Genomic DNA, 18,018 nt, shown 5'->3' on the forward strand with positions numbered 1-18,018 from the left:
GCGGACTGACGATTTGAGCAGGGTGAGCATGAATATGGATGTGCAGTCGGGCCTGCTCGGCTTTGTTGGGGGAATTATCGCAGTCTCGTTGCTGATGGCGATCTGGTTGCGGGTGCGGGCATACGGTTCATCGCAGGTGGCTGCATCGCCAGTTATGCCAGATGGGCAAGAGGCCGGTGAGAAGGTCCAAAGCCCTTTCTACGCCGAACTCATGGACGCTGCGCCCGACATGTTGATTGTCATCGGGCCTGATCGGGTGCGCCGCTATATCAGCCCGTCGTGCGAGCGGCTCCTCGGTTACTCACCCGAACAGATGATCGGGCAGCCTCCGGTGAACGGTATCCACCCCGAAGATCGGGCGGCAGCCATGGAGGCGAGCGAACGCCTTTTTCGGGGTGAAGTCGTTTCCGCATTGACTACCTATCGTCACCGACATGCAGATGGCCATTACGTCTGGTTGGAAGCGAACTTCGCCCCTCGCTGGAGTGCGGCAGGCGAATTGCGCGATTTCGTGGGTGTGGTGCGCGACATTGGTGAGCGTCGGCGGGAGGAAATGCTCAAGACCGCACGCAATGCCCGGCTGCGCGAGAACAACCGTCTGCTCCAGATGGCCGAAAAAATCGCGAATATCGGTCACTGGCGCGTCGATGTGAAAGAGGGCACGTTGATCTGGTCGGACCAGGTCTATCGCATCCACGGTATGCCCGCGGACTATGTTCCCGACGTTGCCAAGGGCCTGGATTTCTATCACGAAGAAGATCGGGACATGGTGTCCAAAATGGTAGAAAGAGCCTTCAGCGATGGTGAGGGCTTCGAATTCCGTGCGCGGATCATCCGCGCCAACGGCGAGTTGCGGCACGTCGCCAGCGTAGGGCATGCCGAAAAATCTCCAACCGGAGAGGTGATCACGGTTTTCGGCGTCTTCAAGGACATTACGGAGACAGTCGGAGCCGAAGAACGTTTGCGTCAGTCGCGCGACGAGGCTGAGCGTGCTTCGCAGGCGAAGGCGCATTTCCTGGCCAATATGAGCCACGAAATCCGCACTCCGATGAACGGGGTGATCGGCTTTGCCGATCTGCTGCTCGAAAGCGATTTGTCTGCCGAGCACCATGAATATGTCCGGATGATCTCCGACTCCGGCAAAGCAATGCTCCGCCTGCTTAACGAATTGCTCGACATGTCCAAGATCGAAGCGGGGCGAATGCAACTATCGCGCGAGCCCGTCGATTACGGCCATCTGGTGCGGTCTAGTGTGCGGCTTTTCGAACCCAACGCCAAAGCGAAGGGAATTTCGCTGGAAATGGACATCGCGCCCGACCTGCCCGAAGGTATTGGCGACAAATTGCGGGTCCGTCAGATCATTCTCAACCTGGTGGGTAATGCCATCAAATTTACCGAACAGGGGGCGGTCCGCATAGAGGCCGGGAAAAGTAAGGATACGGTGCTGATCCGAGTTATCGACGATGGCCCCGGCATCGCGGAAGATCAGTTGTCCTACATCTTCGAGGAGTTCACCCAACTTCAAAGCGGTTCTTCAGATGCCTACAGAGGTGTTGGCACGGGTCTTGGTCTTGCAATCGCGCGCCAGTTGGCGGAGCTCATGGACGGCCAGTTGGACGTTACCAGCAAACTGGGCGAGGGCTCGATATTCGAACTCAGACTACCTTTGATCGAATGCTCTGCGGAGCAACCGATGGCCGCCGTCAATTCCCGGGATGCCGCATCTTTTCGCGAGATTTTGGGGGGGAAACGCGTGCTTCTGGCGGAAGATGCCGACATCAACCGCAAGCTCGCCATGACCATGCTTTCGCGTCTCGGCGTTTTGGTTGAAGCGGCCGAGAACGGCAAGGAGGCGGTCGACATGGTGCATGACGCGCGGGCACAGGGGAACCCGTTCCACGCGGTGTTGATGGACATGCAAATGCCGATCATGGACGGGCTCGATGCAACACGGACGTTACGCGCCGACGGAATTCCCGCTCGCGAACTTCCGATCATCGCGCTCACGGCGAATGCCTATGCCGACGACATAGAGCTCTGCCGCGCTGCAGGAATGCAAGATCACTTGGCCAAGCCCATCTCTATCGAACGGCTTGGCCTTAGTTTGGAGAACTGGTTGATGGATCAAGCCCCCAAAACTCAGCCCGAGGCCGACGAACCGGCTGCGGAGATCGACGAAGCACGCAAGATGTACGAGGATCGCAAAGCGGCATTGCATCGACTTTTGACATCGCTCGATGAAAGCTCGCTAGCCGATCCCCGGCAAATCGAAGACCTGCGCGAACAGCTCCACGTAATGGCCGGTATAGCTGCGCATTTCGACGATGCCGATCTGGGTGATCGAGCGCGCATCGCGGATCGCAGTCTGAAGATCGAATCCGATCCTAAAGCGGTAATGCGCGACCTTGATGCAGTGCGTGTGTGGTTCACCAAATAGGTGCTTTGGCGTTGATCAACCGCTCATGGATTGATCGAGTCAAGAGGTGGGGCAGAGCGCATCGTCCGTGATGGCGATCAGGCACGCCTTCATCGTCGCCACCACCGTTTCTATCTGCTCGCGGCTGGTCGAGCTCAGCTTTAGGCCGACGATCGACAGATGCAGCATTTCGGCTATGCCCCGGGCGCTGATACCTCGTGGCGCGAGCTTGTTTTCGTAGGGCAGGAAAAACTCGCATAGATTGAGCATGGCTTCCTTGTGGATGTCGTCGAGCCGCCGTCGCATCGTGGTGTCCAGTTCCAGCTCGAGCTCGTCGGCATGCGGCATCGCTTGCATGGACTCCCACGAACTGACGACCAGCATGTCGAGTAGAACCGATATCCGTTCGTGTCGGTCGTCGATATTGGCGATGGCTTCGCGGATCGCCCGCCATTTGGAATTGAAGTGATAGCGAACCACCCCGCCGAGGAGTTCCTCGCGGTTGGGGAAGATATTGTAGACCGTCTGTCGCGAAACGCCGGCAGCGACTGCTATATCGTTCATTGTCGCTCGACGGATTCCGTACTGGCTGATAACCTCGTACCCAGCCTGCGCGACCCTGCATGCTCTCTCGTCCATTCCGCTCAATTGGACATTTCATGCAAAATTGTCAATTTACATTTGTATTTGAATTGTCAAAAGGCTTCATTATCTGCGCCGCCGGTCACCCGGTGAGTCGCTTCGGCAAGGATTTCAAATGCAGCATATTCGCAACTTCCTCATCGTCGCGTTGAGTGTACTGGCCGTCGCCTGTTCGTCGGCCGATGACACGCAGCAGGGACAGGCACTCCCCGTCCGCACAGTGACGGTGGCCATGGCCGATCTCGACAATGTGATCGAACTGCCGGGCCGGGTAGAGCCCGTTCGCGTGGCGGAAGTGCGGGCGCGAGTGACCGGGATTGTGCAGAGCCGCGTGTACGAAGAAGGAACCGATGTCGGCGAAGGGCAGCCCCTGTTCCGTATCGACCCTTCCGAACTGCGGGCGAGCTATGCGCAGACGCAGGCGAGCCTCGAACGGGCACGAGCCACCGCTGCTAACGCGAATGCCGTGGTCCAGCGCTACCGTCCCCTGGTCGCGGAAAATGCAATCAGTGGGCAGGAATTCGATGCCGCACAAGCAGCTGCGCGCGAGGCGAATGCCAATGTTGCCGAAATCCAGGCCCAGTTGCGAGCGGCTTCGCTGCAGCTCGGCTATACGACAGTAAGCGCGCCGATTGCTGGCAGGGCGGGGCGAGCAGCCGTGACCGAAGGCGCGCTCGTCTCGCAAGCAGAGGGTACGCTGATGACGCGTATCGAGCAAATCTCGCCGATTTACGTCTCATTCTCGCAATCCGCGACCGAGGCACTCCGAATTCGCCGGGCGATCGATAGCGGTGAACTCGATCTCACACCGGGTGCCGTGGAGGTACGGCTTACGTTCCCGGACGGGAGCGACTACGAAATACCGGGGCTGATCGAGTTTCTCGATTTCTCGGTGGATGCCGCCACCGGCACCATCCAGCTACGCGCGGAATTTCCCAACCCCGAAGGTCTGCTGTTTTCGGGCGAGTTCGTGAATGCCCGCATTTACGCCGGCAAGATGAAGAATGTCATTGCCATCCCGCAACGCGCCGTGACTGTCGCCGATACGGGTGGCACCGTGATGATCGTGGACAAGGATGGCAAGGCAGCCGTTCGCCCGATCAAGCTCGGCCGTTTGATGGGTGACAATTGGGTCGTGGAAAGCGGGTTGAAACCGGGCGATCGGGTGATCGTATCGAACCTGCAGAAGCTCCAGCCCGGGATGCCGGTCCAGATCGCCAATCCGCAGGCCGATGGTAAGTCCGCGCCTTCCAAATCCGCAACAAAGGCCGAGTAGACATGTCTCGCTTTTTTATCGACCGCCCCATCTTCGCATGGGTGGTGGCGCTCGGCATTCTGCTGTCCGGCTTTATCGCCCTTCGCGCGCTGCCGATCGAGCAGTACCCAGAGGTTGCCCCGCCTTCGCTGGCGATCAACGTCGCCTACCCCGGTGCCGACGCGGAAACGCTGGAGCAGAACGTAACCCAGGTTATCGAGCAGCAGCTCAACGGGGTCGAAGGCTTCCTTTACATGTCCTCGTCCAGTCTTTCGAACGGCACGGCGTCCATCACGCTGACTTTCGAAGCGGGCACCGATATCGACATTGCACAGACAGAGGTGCAGAACCGTCTGAGCACCGTCGAGGCCCGCCTGCCCGAGGAGGTTCGCCGTCAGGGGATCACGGTTCGTCAGGCCAATGCCGGATTCCTGATGATCGTGGCGCTGACATCGGATTCGGGCTCGCTCGATTCCACCGATCTCGGCAATGTTGCCTCGACGCAGGTGATTGACGAATTGCGCCGTGTGACAGGGGTTGGCGATGTCACGCTCTTCGGCTCCGAATATGCGATGCGTATCTGGCTCGATCCGGACAAGCTGGCGTCCTACAACCTCTCGCCCACCGCGGTTGTCGCAGCGATCCAGGAACAGAATGCCCAGACTGCCGGAGGTTCGATCGGGGCACTTCCTTTGAGGGAAGGGCAGCAGATTACAGCCACGATCACGACCGAGAACCGTTTCGAAACCGAAGACGAGTTTCGCCGGATCATCCTCCGTGCCGATGAAGGCGGTGCCAGCGTGCGGCTCGGCGATGTCGCTCGCGTCGAGATTGGCGCACAGACTTACGCCACCTCTACCACGCTCGACGGGCAGCCGATGGCGGGCATGGCCGTTCAGCTGGCAACGGGCGCCAACGCGCTTGCTACTGCCGAAGGCGTGAAAGAGCGCATGGCTGAAATCGGTGAAGGCCTGCCGCAGGACGTTGCGTGGTCGATTCCGTATGACACAACGCCCTTCGTCGAAATTTCGGTCGAAGAGGTCGTGAAAACGCTCGTCGAGGCGATGGTGCTGGTGTTCATCGTCATGCTTCTGTTCCTGCAGAACTGGCGCGCCACATTGATTCCGACTCTGGTGGTGCCGATCGCCCTGGCGGGCGCGTGTCTTGGTCTCTGGCTGTTCGGCTTCTCGATCAACGTCCTCTCGCTGTTCGGTATGGTGCTGGCGATCGGTATCCTGGTCGACGATGCGATCGTGGTGATCGAGAATGTCGAGCGCATCATGCGCGAGGAAGGCCTTGGCCCGCTCGAGGCGACCCGTAAGGCCATGGACCAGATAACCGGCGCGATCATTGGCATCACACTGGTGCTGATCGCCGTATTCTTGCCGATGGCCTTCTTCCCCGGTTCGACCGGCGGTATCTATCGCCAGTTTTCGGTTACACTGGCGATCTCAATCTTCTTCTCTGCCGTGCTGGCGTTGTCGCTTACACCGGCACTTTGCGCCACTTTCCTGCGCGAAGACGACATCCAGAGCCACGAAGATACTAAAGAGGCGAACGACGAGAACGAGAAACCGCTGCCCGACGGTTGGCGCGGATTTTTCGAGCGAGGCCGTCGGGCGTCGGCGCGTTTCTTCAACCGCTTCAACCAGTGGTTCGCGCGGATGACCGACAAATACGGTCGCACTAACGAGAAAATTCTCAGCCGGCCGATCCGCGGCCTTGTGGTTTTCCTGTTGTTGGCAGGGCTCACCGGCCTGCTGTTTGCACGTTTGCCGGGAGGATTCCTGCCTACCGAAGACCAGGGCTATATCATCACGGTTGTCCAATCGCCTTCGGGTTCGACTCGCGAACGGCTGGACGAGGCCATAGAGCCAGTCGAAAATTTCTGGCGTTCGCAGGAAGAGGTCGAACGCGCGGTCGTCGTAAGAGGCTTCAGTTTCTTTGGGCAGGGACAAAACAATGCGATCATGTTCACGCCGCTGAAGGACTGGAGCGAACGTAGTTCGGCCGAGAGTTCTGCCGAGGGTCTGGTGGGGCGCGCGATGGGCACATTCATGGGCCTCGACAATGCTCTTGCCTTCGCCATCCAGCCACCTGCCATCCAGTCGCTGGGTCAGGCGAGCGGGTTCACGATCAAGCTGCAGGACCGCGGCGGTGTCGGTCGCGATGTGCTGACCGATGCTCGCAATCAGCTGCTCGGAATGGCGTCGCAAAGCGAAATGCTGGCCAATATCCGGCCGGAAGACGAAGCACCCGCCCCGCAACTTCATGTCGAAGTGGACCGGGTGCAGGCCCGTGCCATGGGGTTGTCGATGGACGATGTGAACAACGCGCTGTCGATCAATTTCGGCTCGTCTTATGCCAACGATTTCAACCGGCAGGGCCGCGTCTTGCAGGTGCTCGTCCAGGCGGATGCCGAGCATCGGATGACACCCGAAGACGTCCTGTCGCTCCGTATCCCGAATGCCCAGGGATCGCTGGTGCCGTTCAGTTCTTTCGCCACGGCGGAGTGGACGGCAGGTCCGCCCAGTCTGGCGCGGTATAATGGCTATCCGGCAATGACGATTTCGGGAACTGCTGCTCCCGGCCAGTCGTCGGGTGCAGCATTGATAGAGATGGAACAGCTTGCCAGTCAGCTACCCGAAGGCATCGGCTTCGAATGGACCGGCATAAGCTATGAAGAGAAGCAGGCGGGTGGCCAGATCGGGCTGCTGCTCGGCCTTTCGGTCGTCATTGTGTTCCTCGTGCTGGCGGCTCTTTACGAGAGTTGGTCGGTGCCCTTTTCGGTGCTGCTGATCGTGCCGATGGGCGTGTTGGGTGCCGTGCTGTTTACGATGCTGCGCGGGCTATCTGCCGACATCTATTTCAATGTGGGCCTGATCGCGATCATCGGGTTGGCTGCCAAGAACGCGATTCTGATCGTGGAATTCGCAATCGAGGAAGAAGCCGAAGGCAAGAGTCCGCTCGACGCTGTGAAAGCGGCGGCGCGCCTGCGCCTGCGCCCGATCATCATGACTTCGCTCGCGTTTATTCTCGGCATGGTTCCGCTGGTGCTATCGTCGGGCGCGGGGGCGGCGAGCCGTATTGCGGTTGGTACGGGGGTGATGGGCGGAATGATCGCTGCCACGGTCATAGGTATCTTCGTCATACCTCTGCTCTACCTGCTGGTCCGTACGCGGCTGGGAGGGCGCAAACCTAAACCGGCCGGCGAGCTCGAAGGAGAAACGGCATGACGCGCATGCTATCGGCCAGTGTGATGGCGCTGGCGCTCGCCGGGTGCGTCAACATGGCGCCCGATCACGAACGGCCTGCACTGGCCAGCGCTCCGGCCTATGATGCCGACTATCGGCCGGACGGGTCCGTCGTCGCCAGCAGCCTGTCCTATCAGGAGTGGTTTACCGATGAGCGCCTTGTTGCGCTGATCGATGCGGCAGTCGCCAATAATCGCGATCTGGTTGCGGCGACTGCCCGCATCGAGCAGGCGAGGGCGCAGTATCGCATCGAGGATAGCCGCCGATTGCCGACGCCGGTGGCAAATGCCGCGGCGAACCGAAGCCGCACGCCTCTGGGCAGCGTCCAGCCCGGAGTGTCCGGATCGGTGACGGCGAATCGTTTCGACGTCGGCGTGGGAGTGTCCGCGTTCGAACTCGATTTCTGGGGGCGGGTCGCCAATCTCTCCGAAGCTGCGCGCGCGCAGTACCTCGCGGCCGAAGCCAACCAGCGTGCTTTTTACCTCTCGCTGATCGCGGACACCGCTTCGACCTATTTCGAATTGCTCGAGGCGAACGACCAGATCGACCTTGCCCAGGCGACTCTCGACAGCCGCGAGGAAGGCCAGCGTATTGCCAAATTGCGGCTTGACGCCGGCGTGACGTCTGCGCTCCCGTTCCGACAGGCAGAGAGCCTGTTGACGACGGCCGAACAGCAACTTGCGGCCGGGCAGCTGGCCCAGGCACAACTGCGCAACCAGCTCGCCGTGCTTGTGGGTGGCACCATTCCAGCGAACCTGCCGGAGCCATTTCCCATGGATGCGCAGGACAACGGCATGGTGCTTGATGCCGGTACTCCTTCGGAGTTGATGCTCGTGCGCCCCGATATTTTGGCAGCGGAGGAACAGTTGCGGGCAGCCCGGGCGAATATCGGGGCCGCACGTGCCGCATTCTTCCCGACCATCTCGCTCACTGGCAACGCTGGGTTCTCGTCCTCCGACCTGGGTGACCTGTTCGGGTCGGACGGCCTTTCGTGGTCGTTCGGACCCTCGCTATCGCTACCGATCTTCGATTGGGGCGCACGCGAGGCGGATCTCGATCTCGCCAAGGCACGCGAAGTCGAGCAGGTCGCCGTTTATGAGAAGGCCGTGCAGACCGCGTTTCGCGAGGTGTCGGACGGCCTTGCCGGCCGCCGTTGGCTGGCCGAGCAGGTGGCCGCGCAAGAGCAAGGCGTTGCGGCGCTGGAAAGCATCGCCCGGCTTGCGCGCCTGCGCTATCGCGAGGGTGTGGCCGATTATCTCGAAGTGCTGGATGCGGAACGCAATCTGTTTGCCGCCCAGCAGCAATTGCTGACCACCCGCCGCGCCTATCTTCAGAACGGCACAACGCTCTTCGTCGCTCTGGGTGGCGGGCTCGATCGGTCGGAGTAGGTCGGGTGGCGAGCGTCTCTTCTGTCGCCTCTCGACAAGGAGATAAAACGATGCTGCAAGCCCTCTAAAGGAGGCTGGCGATTGTCCGACCTGTCGCATATCGACGAACATGGCCGCGCGAGGATGGTGGATGTGGGCGACAAATCCATCACCGCACGGCGGGCGACGGCTGCCGGCACGCTGACCTGCAACCCCACCACTCTGGAGTTGCTGAAGGCCAACAAGGTGCCCAAGGGCAACGTGATCGGGACGGCGGAACTCGCCGGGGTGATGGCCGCCAAGCGCACCGCGGACCTGATCCCCTTGTGTCATCCATTGCCCCTTTCGCAGATCGATGTTTCCATCGAGGCCGATGCCGGGCTGCCCGGTTTTGCCGTCGCAGCCAAAGTGCGTAGCGAAGGACGAACCGGTGTGGAGATGGAGGCGCTGACAGCCGTTTCGGTCGCGTGTCTGACGCTGTTCGACATGCTGAAGGCCATCGACAAGGAGATGACGATCGGGGACATACGGGTGACCGCCAAGGAAGGTGGGCGGTCCGGCGATTGGAAGCGCGGTTGATTTCCTTCGACGATGCGATGAGCCTGTTGGCCGACAATATCGTTCCGCTCGACGCCGAAGTTGTCGCTTTGGCGGATGCCGCGGAACGGAGGTTGGCGGAAGACGTGGTCGCCCGGTTGCCTTCGCCGCGCAAGACCGTGTCCGCAATGGATGGCTATGCGGTTAGGTTGAAGACAGTGGCCGCTGGCAGCACGCTGCGAATTGTGGGCGAATCTCGCCCCGGTCGCCCTCACTTGACGTCGATTGCGAAGGGCGAAGCCGTCCGGATTTTCACCGGAGCGCCAATTCCTGAAAACGCTGATGGCGTCATCATACAGGAATATGCCGAGCGTGACGGCGATAACGTGCGGTTTGCCGAAGGCTTCGGGCCGTCCGCTCATGTACGTCATCGGGGCAGTGATTTCGACAAGGGCGACGTGCTGTTGTCGAGCGGGACGAAGCTCGACCCTGGATCGCTTGTGGCCGCTGCCGCTGCCGATCTCGCGGAAGTCCGTGTCCATCGGCGGCCGATAGTGGCCTTGCTCGCGACTGGCGATGAACTGGCTGCGCCGGGCTTTGCCAGCAAAGATCCATACGCCATTCCGGACAGCATCACCTTCGCACTGGCCAGCCAGATCGTGCGGGAAGGGGGGACGGTGATGGCGCGTAGTCTGGCAAAAGACGACTTGCCGGGATTGGAAAAGCAGGCTGGCGGACTGCTCCCTACCGCAGATATTGTCGTCGTAACCGGCGGCGCTTCCGTCGGAGAACGCGATTTTGCCAAGCCCATGTTCAAGTCGCATGGCCTCGAACTGATCTTCGACAGGGTAGCCATCAAGCCCGGTAAGCCGGTCTGGCTTGGCAGGGCCGCGGAAAAGCTGGTGCTGGGACTTCCGGGAAATCCGACGTCCGCCATGGTGACGGCCCGATTGTTCCTCCGTCCAATTCTGGCGATGATGCAGGGCGGAGAGGGTAGCCACTCCTGGCGCAGAATGGCGCTGACCGGAGATATCCCTGCAACCGGCGAACGGGAGACATTCGCCAGAGCCGCATGGGAAGAAGATGGGTTGCGCCCGCTGAGCAATCAGGACAGCGGCGTGCAGGGCGGTCTCGCACGTGCAGAATGGCTGATCAGATGTCCGCCGGGTCGGAACGCTCTCTCAGCCGGCTCGCTCGTGCCGGCAATCCAGTTCTGATCTCAGCTGCGGTGCCAGATCGCGAGCCCTTCGCCCTCCCGCCCGATTGTGCCGCTCGTGCCGACGGGTTCTTCCTGTCCGTCGCTCAGAAATGCGATCGTCGCGATGTCGTCGGCGGGGACGTTAGCCAAAGTCCGTGAGCCATCGGATGTTCGCGCCACGATCACGCCCGACTTGGGCGAACCGTCGCGGTCATAGTGAACGGTGTAGCTTTCGATGCTTGCCGGCCCGAGATAGCCCTCATCGAGTGCAGGCACATCGCCGCGCCGCCCGTCGGCTTCGGCCTGATAGTCGAAGTCCTGCGGGAACGTTGCCCCGGTAGGTGTTCCGGACAACAGGATGGTGTGATTGTGGGTGGCATAGCCGCCATTGGCGAAGAGCAGTCCCTTGTCCCCCGTCCCCCGCAGCTTCTCGACCATCGCGACGACGGCGTGGCTCATATAGTTGCCGATCGGACCGCCCCCGAATGTCAGTCCGCCGAACACGGTCACCGGCCTGTCGAGTGGCCAGCCGAGCACCCGGCGGGCCATCTTGGGTACGCAAGGAAAACAGCTGTAAAGTTCGACATGTGCAAGATCGTCCGCGACGACTGAGTTCAGCGCCATCGTGCGCTCGATCGAAGTGGCGAGGCTTGGCGACGCATCGTAACGGTCGCGGGCGAGGAAGTTGCCGCTTTCATGCGCAGCGGCGCCGTATCCCAGGTAAACCAGCCGATCATCGGCGATGCCGCGTCGGTGGGCCTCGGCCAGCGAGGTCAGGATGAAGCCCGCACCCTGATTGACCGAGGAATTCGCGACCTGGAGCTTGGTATAGGGGAAGGCGATCGGCCGATTGCTGTCGGTGGGCGTGATGACGTCCGCAGCGCTCACCTGTTGCCGGATCCACGCACCTTCGCTACCTGCCGCAACCTCGCTCATTCCGGCCCAGATTGTGCCACTCTCGTCCTGCCCCTCGGCGAGCGACTGGCCATAGGCCGCGCGTCCGGCGTTCTCGTAGAGCGGGTAGACGTCGGTGGGGACGACCAGGCCGTAGCTCTGGGCGTAACCTGTGCGGGCACGATGGCTCGCATCGCGCAAGGCGTTCGGCGTCTCGCCGTCATTGCGGTTCTTCAGCGCTGCGAGCTGACCCGCCGTGCGCAGGGCCTCGCCGCCGGTCACGGCGCAGATCCTTGCCTCTCCGCTCGCGATACGGTTTGCCGCTTCGTGCAGGAGCAGGATCGGGCTGTCGCCATTGGGCAGGGCGGTTTGCATGCGATAGTCCGGATCGATGCTCAAGGCTTCGGCGACTTTGCCGTCGACGGGGTTGAGTTGGGGCCACGCCAGCTGCGCCACCATGGCAAGCGAATCGCAATCGGCGATCAAGCCCCCGCCCGCGTCGGAATCCGCCCGACGCAGCGCGTCTGCCATCAGGGCTACCGGATCGAGGCCGTCGGCGGGGCTTTCCGGCCGATCGTTGATTTGTCCGACACCGACGATGACGGGAATGTATTCGGGATCCTGGTCGCGCACGCTTGCTCTCCTCCTGCCGTCATGACTAGCAAGCAGGTTTCAAGCTGCAACCGGAAGGTGAGGGGATGGCTGGGGTGGCAGGGATCGAACCTGCGAATGTCGGTACCAAAAACCGATGCCTTACCACTTGGCTACACCCCAGCAGGTGCGCGCCCCTATAGCGCTTCGCGCGCGGAAGGGAAGGGGGTGGCGGCAGTTTGCATGCGTCCATCCGCAAGTTCGCCCGCGCCATCCTCGATCTTCACGGATTACCGGACGACTGGGTCGAAGTTCGTGAAGCAACCGCTCTGCCGCCACGCCGGCAACGGGAAAGCGGCTCGTCCTTCGGGCAATCGGTTTGCGGCTGTGCGGATCAGAACGTCTTGCCTTCGAAATCGCTCGCAGAATGACGTTCCAGCAACTGTTCGTCTTCCTCGCCCCAGGCCTTGTTGACGATCCGTCCGCGGCGGACCGCCGGGCGTTCGCCGATCTGCTTGGCCCAGCGTTCGACGTGGGTATATTCATGGATCGACAGGAAGGTGCGGGCTTCGCCATATATGCCCCCCACCACGAAGGGCGAAAGCCAAGGCCAGGTCGCGATATCGGCGATCGTATAATCCTTACCGCCGAGGTATTCGCTTTGTGCCAACCGCTGGTCGGCGACGTCGAACAGCCGTTTGGTTTCCATCGCATAGCGGTTGATGGGATATTCGTACTTCTCGGGCGCATAGGCGTAGAAGTGACCGAAGCCGCCACCTATGAAGGGGGCGCTGCCGACCTGCCAGAACAGCCAGCTCAACACTTCCGCACGTGTGTGATCGGTCGGCAGGAACGCGCCGAACATTTCGGCAAGGTGCATGAGGATCGCGCCGCTTTCGAAAACCCGGACCGGCTCCTGTCCGCTGCGGTCGAGCAGGGTGGGGATCTTGGAATTGGGGTTCAGGTCGACGAAGCCAGAACCGAACTGACCGCCTTCTGAAATGTCGACCGTCCACGCATCGTATTCCGCGCCGGCATGTCCGGCTTCGAGCAGTTCTTCGAACATGACCGACGCTTTTACTCCATTGGGAGTTGCGAGCGAGTAGAGCTGGAAATCGTGCTCGCCGACGGGGAGCTCCTTAGTCTCGCGAGCTCCTGCCGTGGGGCGGTTGATACTGGCGAAGCGTCCGCCGTTCTCGGCATCGAAGGCCCAGACTTCGGGCGGGGTGTAGATAGGGTCGGACAAGTGCGTTCTCCTCTGACGGGACGACTAAGGCAGCCTTCCATTCGCCGCAAGGTGGGGAACCGGCCCGCCGGTCCCACTGTTCTTCCCTTCGTTATGACGAAGCTCATCTATGTCGACGACGACCTGCCCGGGATCACGCGCAAGGGCTCCGGTAAGGGATGGGCCTATTACGATCCCAAAGGCAAACTGATCACCGACCCGGAAGAGAGAAACCGGCTGAACGCCATAGCGTTGCCGCCAGCCTACAGCGACGCCTGGTTCTGCCCCGCACCCAATGGCCATATTCTGGCAACCGGGATCGATGCGAAAGGGCGTAAGCAATATCGATACCATCCCGGCTTCCGCATGGAACGCGAAGGTGAGAAATTCGATAATTGCGTCACTTTCGGCAGTCTCCTTCCCTTGGTGCGCAAACGTGTCGAACAGAATCTGCGCGGTCGCAATCTCACTCGCGAACGCGCCGTGGCAAGCGTTGTTCGCCTGCTGGATCTGGGGGCGGTGCGCGTCGGAAACGAAGGTTATGCGAAGGCGAGCAAGAGTTTCGGCGCGACCACGCTCCGCAAACGTCATGCACAGCTAACGGGCAAGACCCTGAGGCTGAGCTACCGAGGCAAGGGCGGGAAGCTGCGCGAGGTTACGCTGTCCGACGGCAGTCTGGCCCGGATGGTCCGCAAGATGCAGGACCTGCCGGGCCAGCATCTGTTCAAGTATATCGACGATCGCGATGAACTGCATGCCGTGGGATCGAGCGATGTGAACGAATACCTGCGCGAGACTATGGGGCAGGATTTCACAGCCAAGAATTTTCGGACCTGGCATGCCAGCGTAAAGGCGCTGTCCTGCCTGCGGGAAGGCGAAGGGAAGCTGCCGATGAAGGTGGTGCTCCAATGCGTTGCCGATCACCTCGGCAACACCCCCGCGGTGACTCGAAAAAGCTACATTCATCCGGCCGTTTTCGGTCTGCTGGAAGATCAAATGCGCTGGCGAGAGGAACTGCGCCTGCCGCGTGCAACGCGCTGGCTGACACGTGAGGAGCGGGGGCTGATCGATCTCCTGCAGGACAGTCCCAGCGCCAGCAGTCTTCTCGCCGCCTGAGCGGACTATTCCGGAATCGTTTCATGATTTCGGTCGTTTGCGCTAAGGGGGCAAAAGCGATGGTGCGGAGCCATCGATGGTTCGCTTTTGCATTGGGGTCGTTTGCGGGCATTCATACTCCGCCGGAGGGTTGAGGTTATGTACCGCCTCGCCAGTTTCGATGTCAGCCGGCAGTTCGTTACCCGGCGGGGGAAGCTGATTGCCCAGATAACTTTCGGTGCGCTCTGCAGTGTATCGATGATCGGGTTGCGTACCCTGTTCGACATTTGGGCTCCGCTTTCCGGGCCTTTCGCGCTGATCTACCCCACCATTCTTCTGGCGACTCTATATGGCCACTGGATAGCAGGCCTCGCGGCGTTCGGCGTGACCTTTGCGTGGGCATGGTTTTTCGTACTGCCGATGCCCTCTTCGTTCTTTTTCTCCGATCCCACCGATCCGCCACGCGTGGTTCTCAATGCGATTTGCGCGTTGATCGTTCTGATTTTCGCCGAGGCTTTCCGCCGCGCAGCGCATACGACGATGAATGAGATTAGCGAGCGGGCCGATCGCCGGCTTACCTTGCTTGCGGATCTGGAACACCGGACCAAGAACAATTTCGCGCTGGTTGCGAGCATGCTGGAACTGCAAAAGCGGCGCATCCCGCAGCGGGAACTGCACGCACCGCTGGATGATGCCGTCGGCCGGGTGAGAACCTTTGCCGATGCCTACACGGCACTGGCGCTGGAACAGTCCGACGACCCCAGCGTCGAAATGAAGCCCTATCTGGATTACCTGCTCAATCGCGTCGAAGCGTCCAGTCTTCCGCCTTCGGTCAGGCTCTTCCGCGAGATCGACATCGCGACGCTCAGTCGCAAAGAAGCCGTCGCCATCGGCCTCTATCTCAACGAAGCGGTTTCCAACGCCTGCAAATATGCATTCCCCAACGATCGCAGCGGAACGATCGCCGTGTTCTTCCATGTTCGTGAAGGCGCATGGCGGTTCACCATCGAGGATGACGGCATCGGTGATGACGCTGTGTCTAGTCCGGGCGGCGGGCTGGGTAGTCAGCTTCTCATGGCCTTTGCCGCTCAGGCCGAAGCTACGCACCACGCGGGGCCCGTTCTGAACGGCTATCGTACGGAAATGCGCAAGGCGCATTTCGCGGAGCTTGCCTAAAGTAGCCTAAAAGGATACCGCGCCGGTTATGCATCTGGCCGGTGTCAAGATTCGGCAATGGCGCGAAGCCCAGAATCCGCCGCTCAGCGCCGACGAGTTCGGTGCACGCTACGGCATGCCCGGTCCTTGGCCCAGCAGGACCGTCTACGGCTGGGAATCGAAGGGAAAGATCGCCCGTGCCTCGGTCCAGAAGCGCCTTGCGGAACTGGGCATTTGCGAACCCGCGGACTGGCTCGAACCCGCTCCGGCAGCATCCGACAAGAAAGGTTCCGCCACTATGAGCGGCAGCGATACCCATGCCTTCTACGATCTGCACACCCATGGCTTTGTACGGGTCGCCACGAGTACGCCGAAGGTGCGTACAGCCGATATCGCCTATAATGCAGAGGGCATTATCGAGCAGGCGCGCATGGCCGATGCGCAACATGTGGATTTGCTCGTTTATCCCGAGCTGTCCTTGTCTTCCTACGCGCTCGACGATCTGCATTTGCAATCGGCCCTGCTCGATGGAGTGGAGGCGCAGGTCGATGTGATCGTCGAGGCGTCGTGCGAACTGTCGCCGGTACTCGTTTTCGGAGCGCCGCTGCGGCGCAATGGACGTATCTACAATTGTGCGCTGGTCGTAACCCGGGGCGAGTTGCTCGGCGTGATACCCAAGAGCTACCTGCCGAATTACCGCGAATATTACGAGAAGCGCTGGTTCGCCCATGGCCGCGAATGCGTCGGGCTGACTATCCGCTGCGGCGAGCGCGAGGTGCCTTTCGGCACCGACCTGATTTTCTCGGCCGGCAACTTGCCGGGTTTCATTTTCGGGATCGAAATCTGCGAGGACTTCTGGTCGCCCAATCCTCCGGGCACCATGGCGGCGCTGGCGGGGGCGACGATTCTCCTCAACCTCTCTGCCTCGAACATCACCATCGGCAAGTCGGACGAGCGCCATTTGCTCAGCCGGGCGAGTTCGAGCCGTTCGATCTGTGCTTATGCCTATTCCGCCAGCGGCCATGGCGAAAGCACCACCGATCTTGCCTGGGACGGGCAGGGGATGATCTACGAGCTTGGCGACCTGCTGGTGGAGAGCGTGCGATTCGATCTCGACCCGGAGCTGTGCGTGGCCGATGTGGATACCCGGCGCATTCTGTCCGAACGCATGCGCATGCAAACCTTCAACGATGCGGCCGAGGCCGCGGATCGTCCCGAAGACAGGTATCGCCGGGTGACGTTCGAGCATGCGGTAACGCGCGCCGATATCGGCCTCAGGCGCCCCGTGCGTCGCTTCCCCTTCGTGCCGAATCGCGCGCACAAGCTGGACGAGGATTGCTACGAGGCGTTCAACATTCAGGTCGATGCGCTGATGCGGAGAATCCGGGCGACCGGTCCCGCATGCCTTGTGATCGGGATCTCGGGCGGGCTCGATAGCACGCATGCGCTGATAGTCGCGGCCAAGGCGATGGACCGGCTCGGCCGCCCGCGTACCGATATTCGCGGATATACCATGCCGGGCTTCGCAACCTCGGACGGCACCAGGTCCAATGCATGGCGGTTGATGGAAGCTTTCGGTATTACCGCCGGGGAAATCGACATCAGGCCCACCGCAACCATGATGCTCCAGAATATCGGTCATCCCTTTGGCGAGGGGCAGCCGGTCTACGACACGACGTTCGAGAACGTCCAGGCGGGTCTGCGTACCGATTACCTCTTCCGCCTGGCCGGTCGACATGGCGGGTGGGTTATTGGGACAGGCGATCTCAGCGAATTGGCGCTTGGCTGGTGCACCTATGGCGTGGGGGATCACATGAGCCATTATGGCGTCAATGCCGGCGTGCCCAAGACGCTGATCCAGTATCTCATCGGCTGGACCACGCAGACGAGCCAGTTCGACGAGGGCGTCGATGCTGTGCTCGCCGATATTCTCGATACGGAGATCAGCCCCGAACTGGTTCCCGCGGGCGAAGACGGGCAGATCCAGAGCACGCAGTCGATCATCGGACCGTACGAGCTGAACGACTTTTTCCTCCACCATATCATCCGCTGGGGACAAAAGCCGAGCCATGTGGCGTTCCTTGCATGGCACTCATGGAAGGACGCAAAATCAGGACTTTGGCCGATTGACTTCCCGGAAGATGCGAAAAACGAATACGATCTCGCCACCATCGCCCGGTGGCTGGAGAACTTCCTCAAGCGTTTCTTCGGCTTCAGCCAGTTCAAACGCAGCGCCTTGCCGAACGGGCCGAAAGTTTCTGCCGGCGGCGCGCTGAGCCCGCGCGGCGACTGGCGCGCGCCGAGCGATGCGGTGGCCGATACGTGGCTCGCCGAACTGGCCCATGCTCTCCCGCCGCTGGACGATTAGCAATGTCCGCACGCGCGATTT

General features: G+C 61.0%; 12 protein-coding genes and 1 tRNA gene. 9 read left to right on the top strand and 4 right to left on the bottom strand.

Annotated elements, in window-relative coordinates; translation table 11 throughout:
- The first annotated feature begins 28 nt into the window (after window positions 1-28).
- Window positions 29-2,437, top strand: coding sequence for a PAS domain-containing protein (locus K3174_RS00215; RefSeq protein WP_221554836.1), 2,409 nt, complete (start codon window positions 29-31; stop codon window positions 2,435-2,437).
- 39 nt (window positions 2,438-2,476) lie between these two features.
- Here the strand turns inward: K3174_RS00215 and K3174_RS00220 are convergent, their stop codons facing one another.
- Window positions 2,477-3,055 carry a TetR/AcrR family transcriptional regulator gene (locus K3174_RS00220; protein WP_221554837.1) on the bottom strand — a complete coding sequence of 193 codons (579 nt, stop codon included), beginning with the start codon at window positions 3,053-3,055 and terminating at the stop codon, window positions 2,477-2,479.
- A gap of 118 nt (window positions 3,056-3,173) precedes the next feature.
- On the opposite strand from K3174_RS00220, the gene K3174_RS00225 reads away from it, so the two are divergent.
- From K3174_RS00225 to K3174_RS00245, 5 genes are all read left to right on the top strand, one after another.
- Complete coding sequence (locus K3174_RS00225) at window positions 3,174-4,334, top strand: efflux RND transporter periplasmic adaptor subunit (protein ID WP_221554838.1); 1,161 nt, start codon at window positions 3,174-3,176, stop codon at window positions 4,332-4,334.
- A 2-nt stretch (window positions 4,335-4,336) separates the two neighbouring features.
- Window positions 4,337-7,549: an efflux RND transporter permease subunit gene (locus K3174_RS00230; protein ID WP_221554839.1), complete on the top strand. Its 3,213-nt coding sequence runs from the start codon at window positions 4,337-4,339 to the stop codon at window positions 7,547-7,549.
- Entirely contained in the window at window positions 7,546-8,955 is a 1,410-nt protein-coding gene (locus tag K3174_RS00235; RefSeq protein WP_221554840.1) for an efflux transporter outer membrane subunit, read from the top strand. The genes K3174_RS00230 and K3174_RS00235 overlap by 4 nt, the downstream gene beginning before the upstream one ends.
- Before the next feature lie 81 nt (window positions 8,956-9,036).
- Entirely contained in the window at window positions 9,037-9,513 is a 477-nt protein-coding gene (moaC, locus tag K3174_RS00240) for a cyclic pyranopterin monophosphate synthase MoaC (RefSeq protein WP_221554841.1), read from the top strand.
- Complete coding sequence (locus K3174_RS00245; RefSeq protein WP_221554842.1) at window positions 9,510-10,688, top strand: molybdopterin molybdotransferase MoeA; 1,179 nt, start codon at window positions 9,510-9,512, stop codon at window positions 10,686-10,688. The genes moaC and K3174_RS00245 overlap by 4 nt, the downstream gene beginning before the upstream one ends.
- Before the next feature lie 2 nt (window positions 10,689-10,690).
- Here the strand turns inward: K3174_RS00245 and K3174_RS00250 are convergent, their stop codons facing one another.
- The 3 genes from K3174_RS00250 to yghU all read right to left on the bottom strand — a co-directional run bounded on the left by K3174_RS00250 (window position 10,691) and on the right by yghU (window position 13,400).
- A complete protein-coding gene (locus tag K3174_RS00250; RefSeq protein ID WP_221554843.1) occupies window positions 10,691-12,196 on the bottom strand; it encodes an acetyl-CoA acetyltransferase in 1,506 nt (501 codons plus the stop codon).
- A gap of 66 nt (window positions 12,197-12,262) precedes the next feature.
- Window positions 12,263-12,337: transfer RNA gene (locus K3174_RS00255), tRNA-Gln, on the bottom strand.
- 211 nt (window positions 12,338-12,548) lie between these two features.
- Entirely contained in the window at window positions 12,549-13,400 is an 852-nt protein-coding gene (yghU, locus tag K3174_RS00260) for a glutathione-dependent disulfide-bond oxidoreductase (RefSeq protein ID WP_221554844.1), read from the bottom strand.
- A gap of 93 nt (window positions 13,401-13,493) precedes the next feature.
- On the opposite strand from yghU, the gene K3174_RS00265 reads away from it, so the two are divergent.
- From K3174_RS00265 to K3174_RS00275, 3 genes are all read left to right on the top strand, one after another.
- On the top strand, window positions 13,494-14,495 hold the full coding sequence (locus K3174_RS00265) for a DNA topoisomerase IB (RefSeq protein WP_221554845.1): 1,002 nt from the start codon (window positions 13,494-13,496) through the stop codon (window positions 14,493-14,495).
- Between the two features lie 138 nt (window positions 14,496-14,633).
- A complete protein-coding gene (locus K3174_RS00270; RefSeq protein WP_221554846.1) occupies window positions 14,634-15,650 on the top strand; it encodes a sensor histidine kinase in 1,017 nt (338 codons plus the stop codon).
- Between the two features lie 277 nt (window positions 15,651-15,927).
- Window positions 15,928-17,997, top strand: a complete 2,070-nt coding sequence (locus tag K3174_RS00275; protein ID WP_221555374.1) for an NAD(+) synthase — start codon at window positions 15,928-15,930, stop codon at window positions 17,995-17,997.
- Window positions 17,998-18,018 lie beyond the last annotated feature (21 nt).

Origin of the sequence: Qipengyuania qiaonensis, assembly GCF_019711515.1 — a bacterium.
GTDB classification, from domain to species: Bacteria; Pseudomonadota; Alphaproteobacteria; order Sphingomonadales; family Sphingomonadaceae; genus Qipengyuania; species Qipengyuania qiaonensis.

What these genes read in the sequence shown, in the direction of transcription:
- K3174_RS00220 (WP_221554837.1), bottom strand. Translation starts at nt 3,055, where the DNA reads ATGGACGAGAGAGCATGCAGGGTCGCGCAGGCTGGGTACGAGGTTATC.
- K3174_RS00270 (WP_221554846.1), top strand. Translation starts at nt 14,634, where the DNA reads ATGTACCGCCTCGCCAGTTTCGATGTCAGCCGGCAGTTCGTTACCCGG.
- K3174_RS00225 (WP_221554838.1), top strand. Translation starts at nt 3,174, where the DNA reads ATGCAGCATATTCGCAACTTCCTCATCGTCGCGTTGAGTGTACTGGCC.
- K3174_RS00275 (WP_221555374.1), top strand. Translation starts at nt 15,928, where the DNA reads ATGAGCGGCAGCGATACCCATGCCTTCTACGATCTGCACACCCATGGC.
- K3174_RS00235 (WP_221554840.1), top strand. Translation starts at nt 7,546, where the DNA reads ATGACGCGCATGCTATCGGCCAGTGTGATGGCGCTGGCGCTCGCCGGG.
- K3174_RS00265 (WP_221554845.1), top strand. Translation starts at nt 13,494, where the DNA reads ATGACGAAGCTCATCTATGTCGACGACGACCTGCCCGGGATCACGCGC.
- K3174_RS00230 (WP_221554839.1), top strand. Translation starts at nt 4,337, where the DNA reads ATGTCTCGCTTTTTTATCGACCGCCCCATCTTCGCATGGGTGGTGGCG.
- K3174_RS00215 (WP_221554836.1), top strand. Translation starts at nt 29, where the DNA reads ATGAATATGGATGTGCAGTCGGGCCTGCTCGGCTTTGTTGGGGGAATT.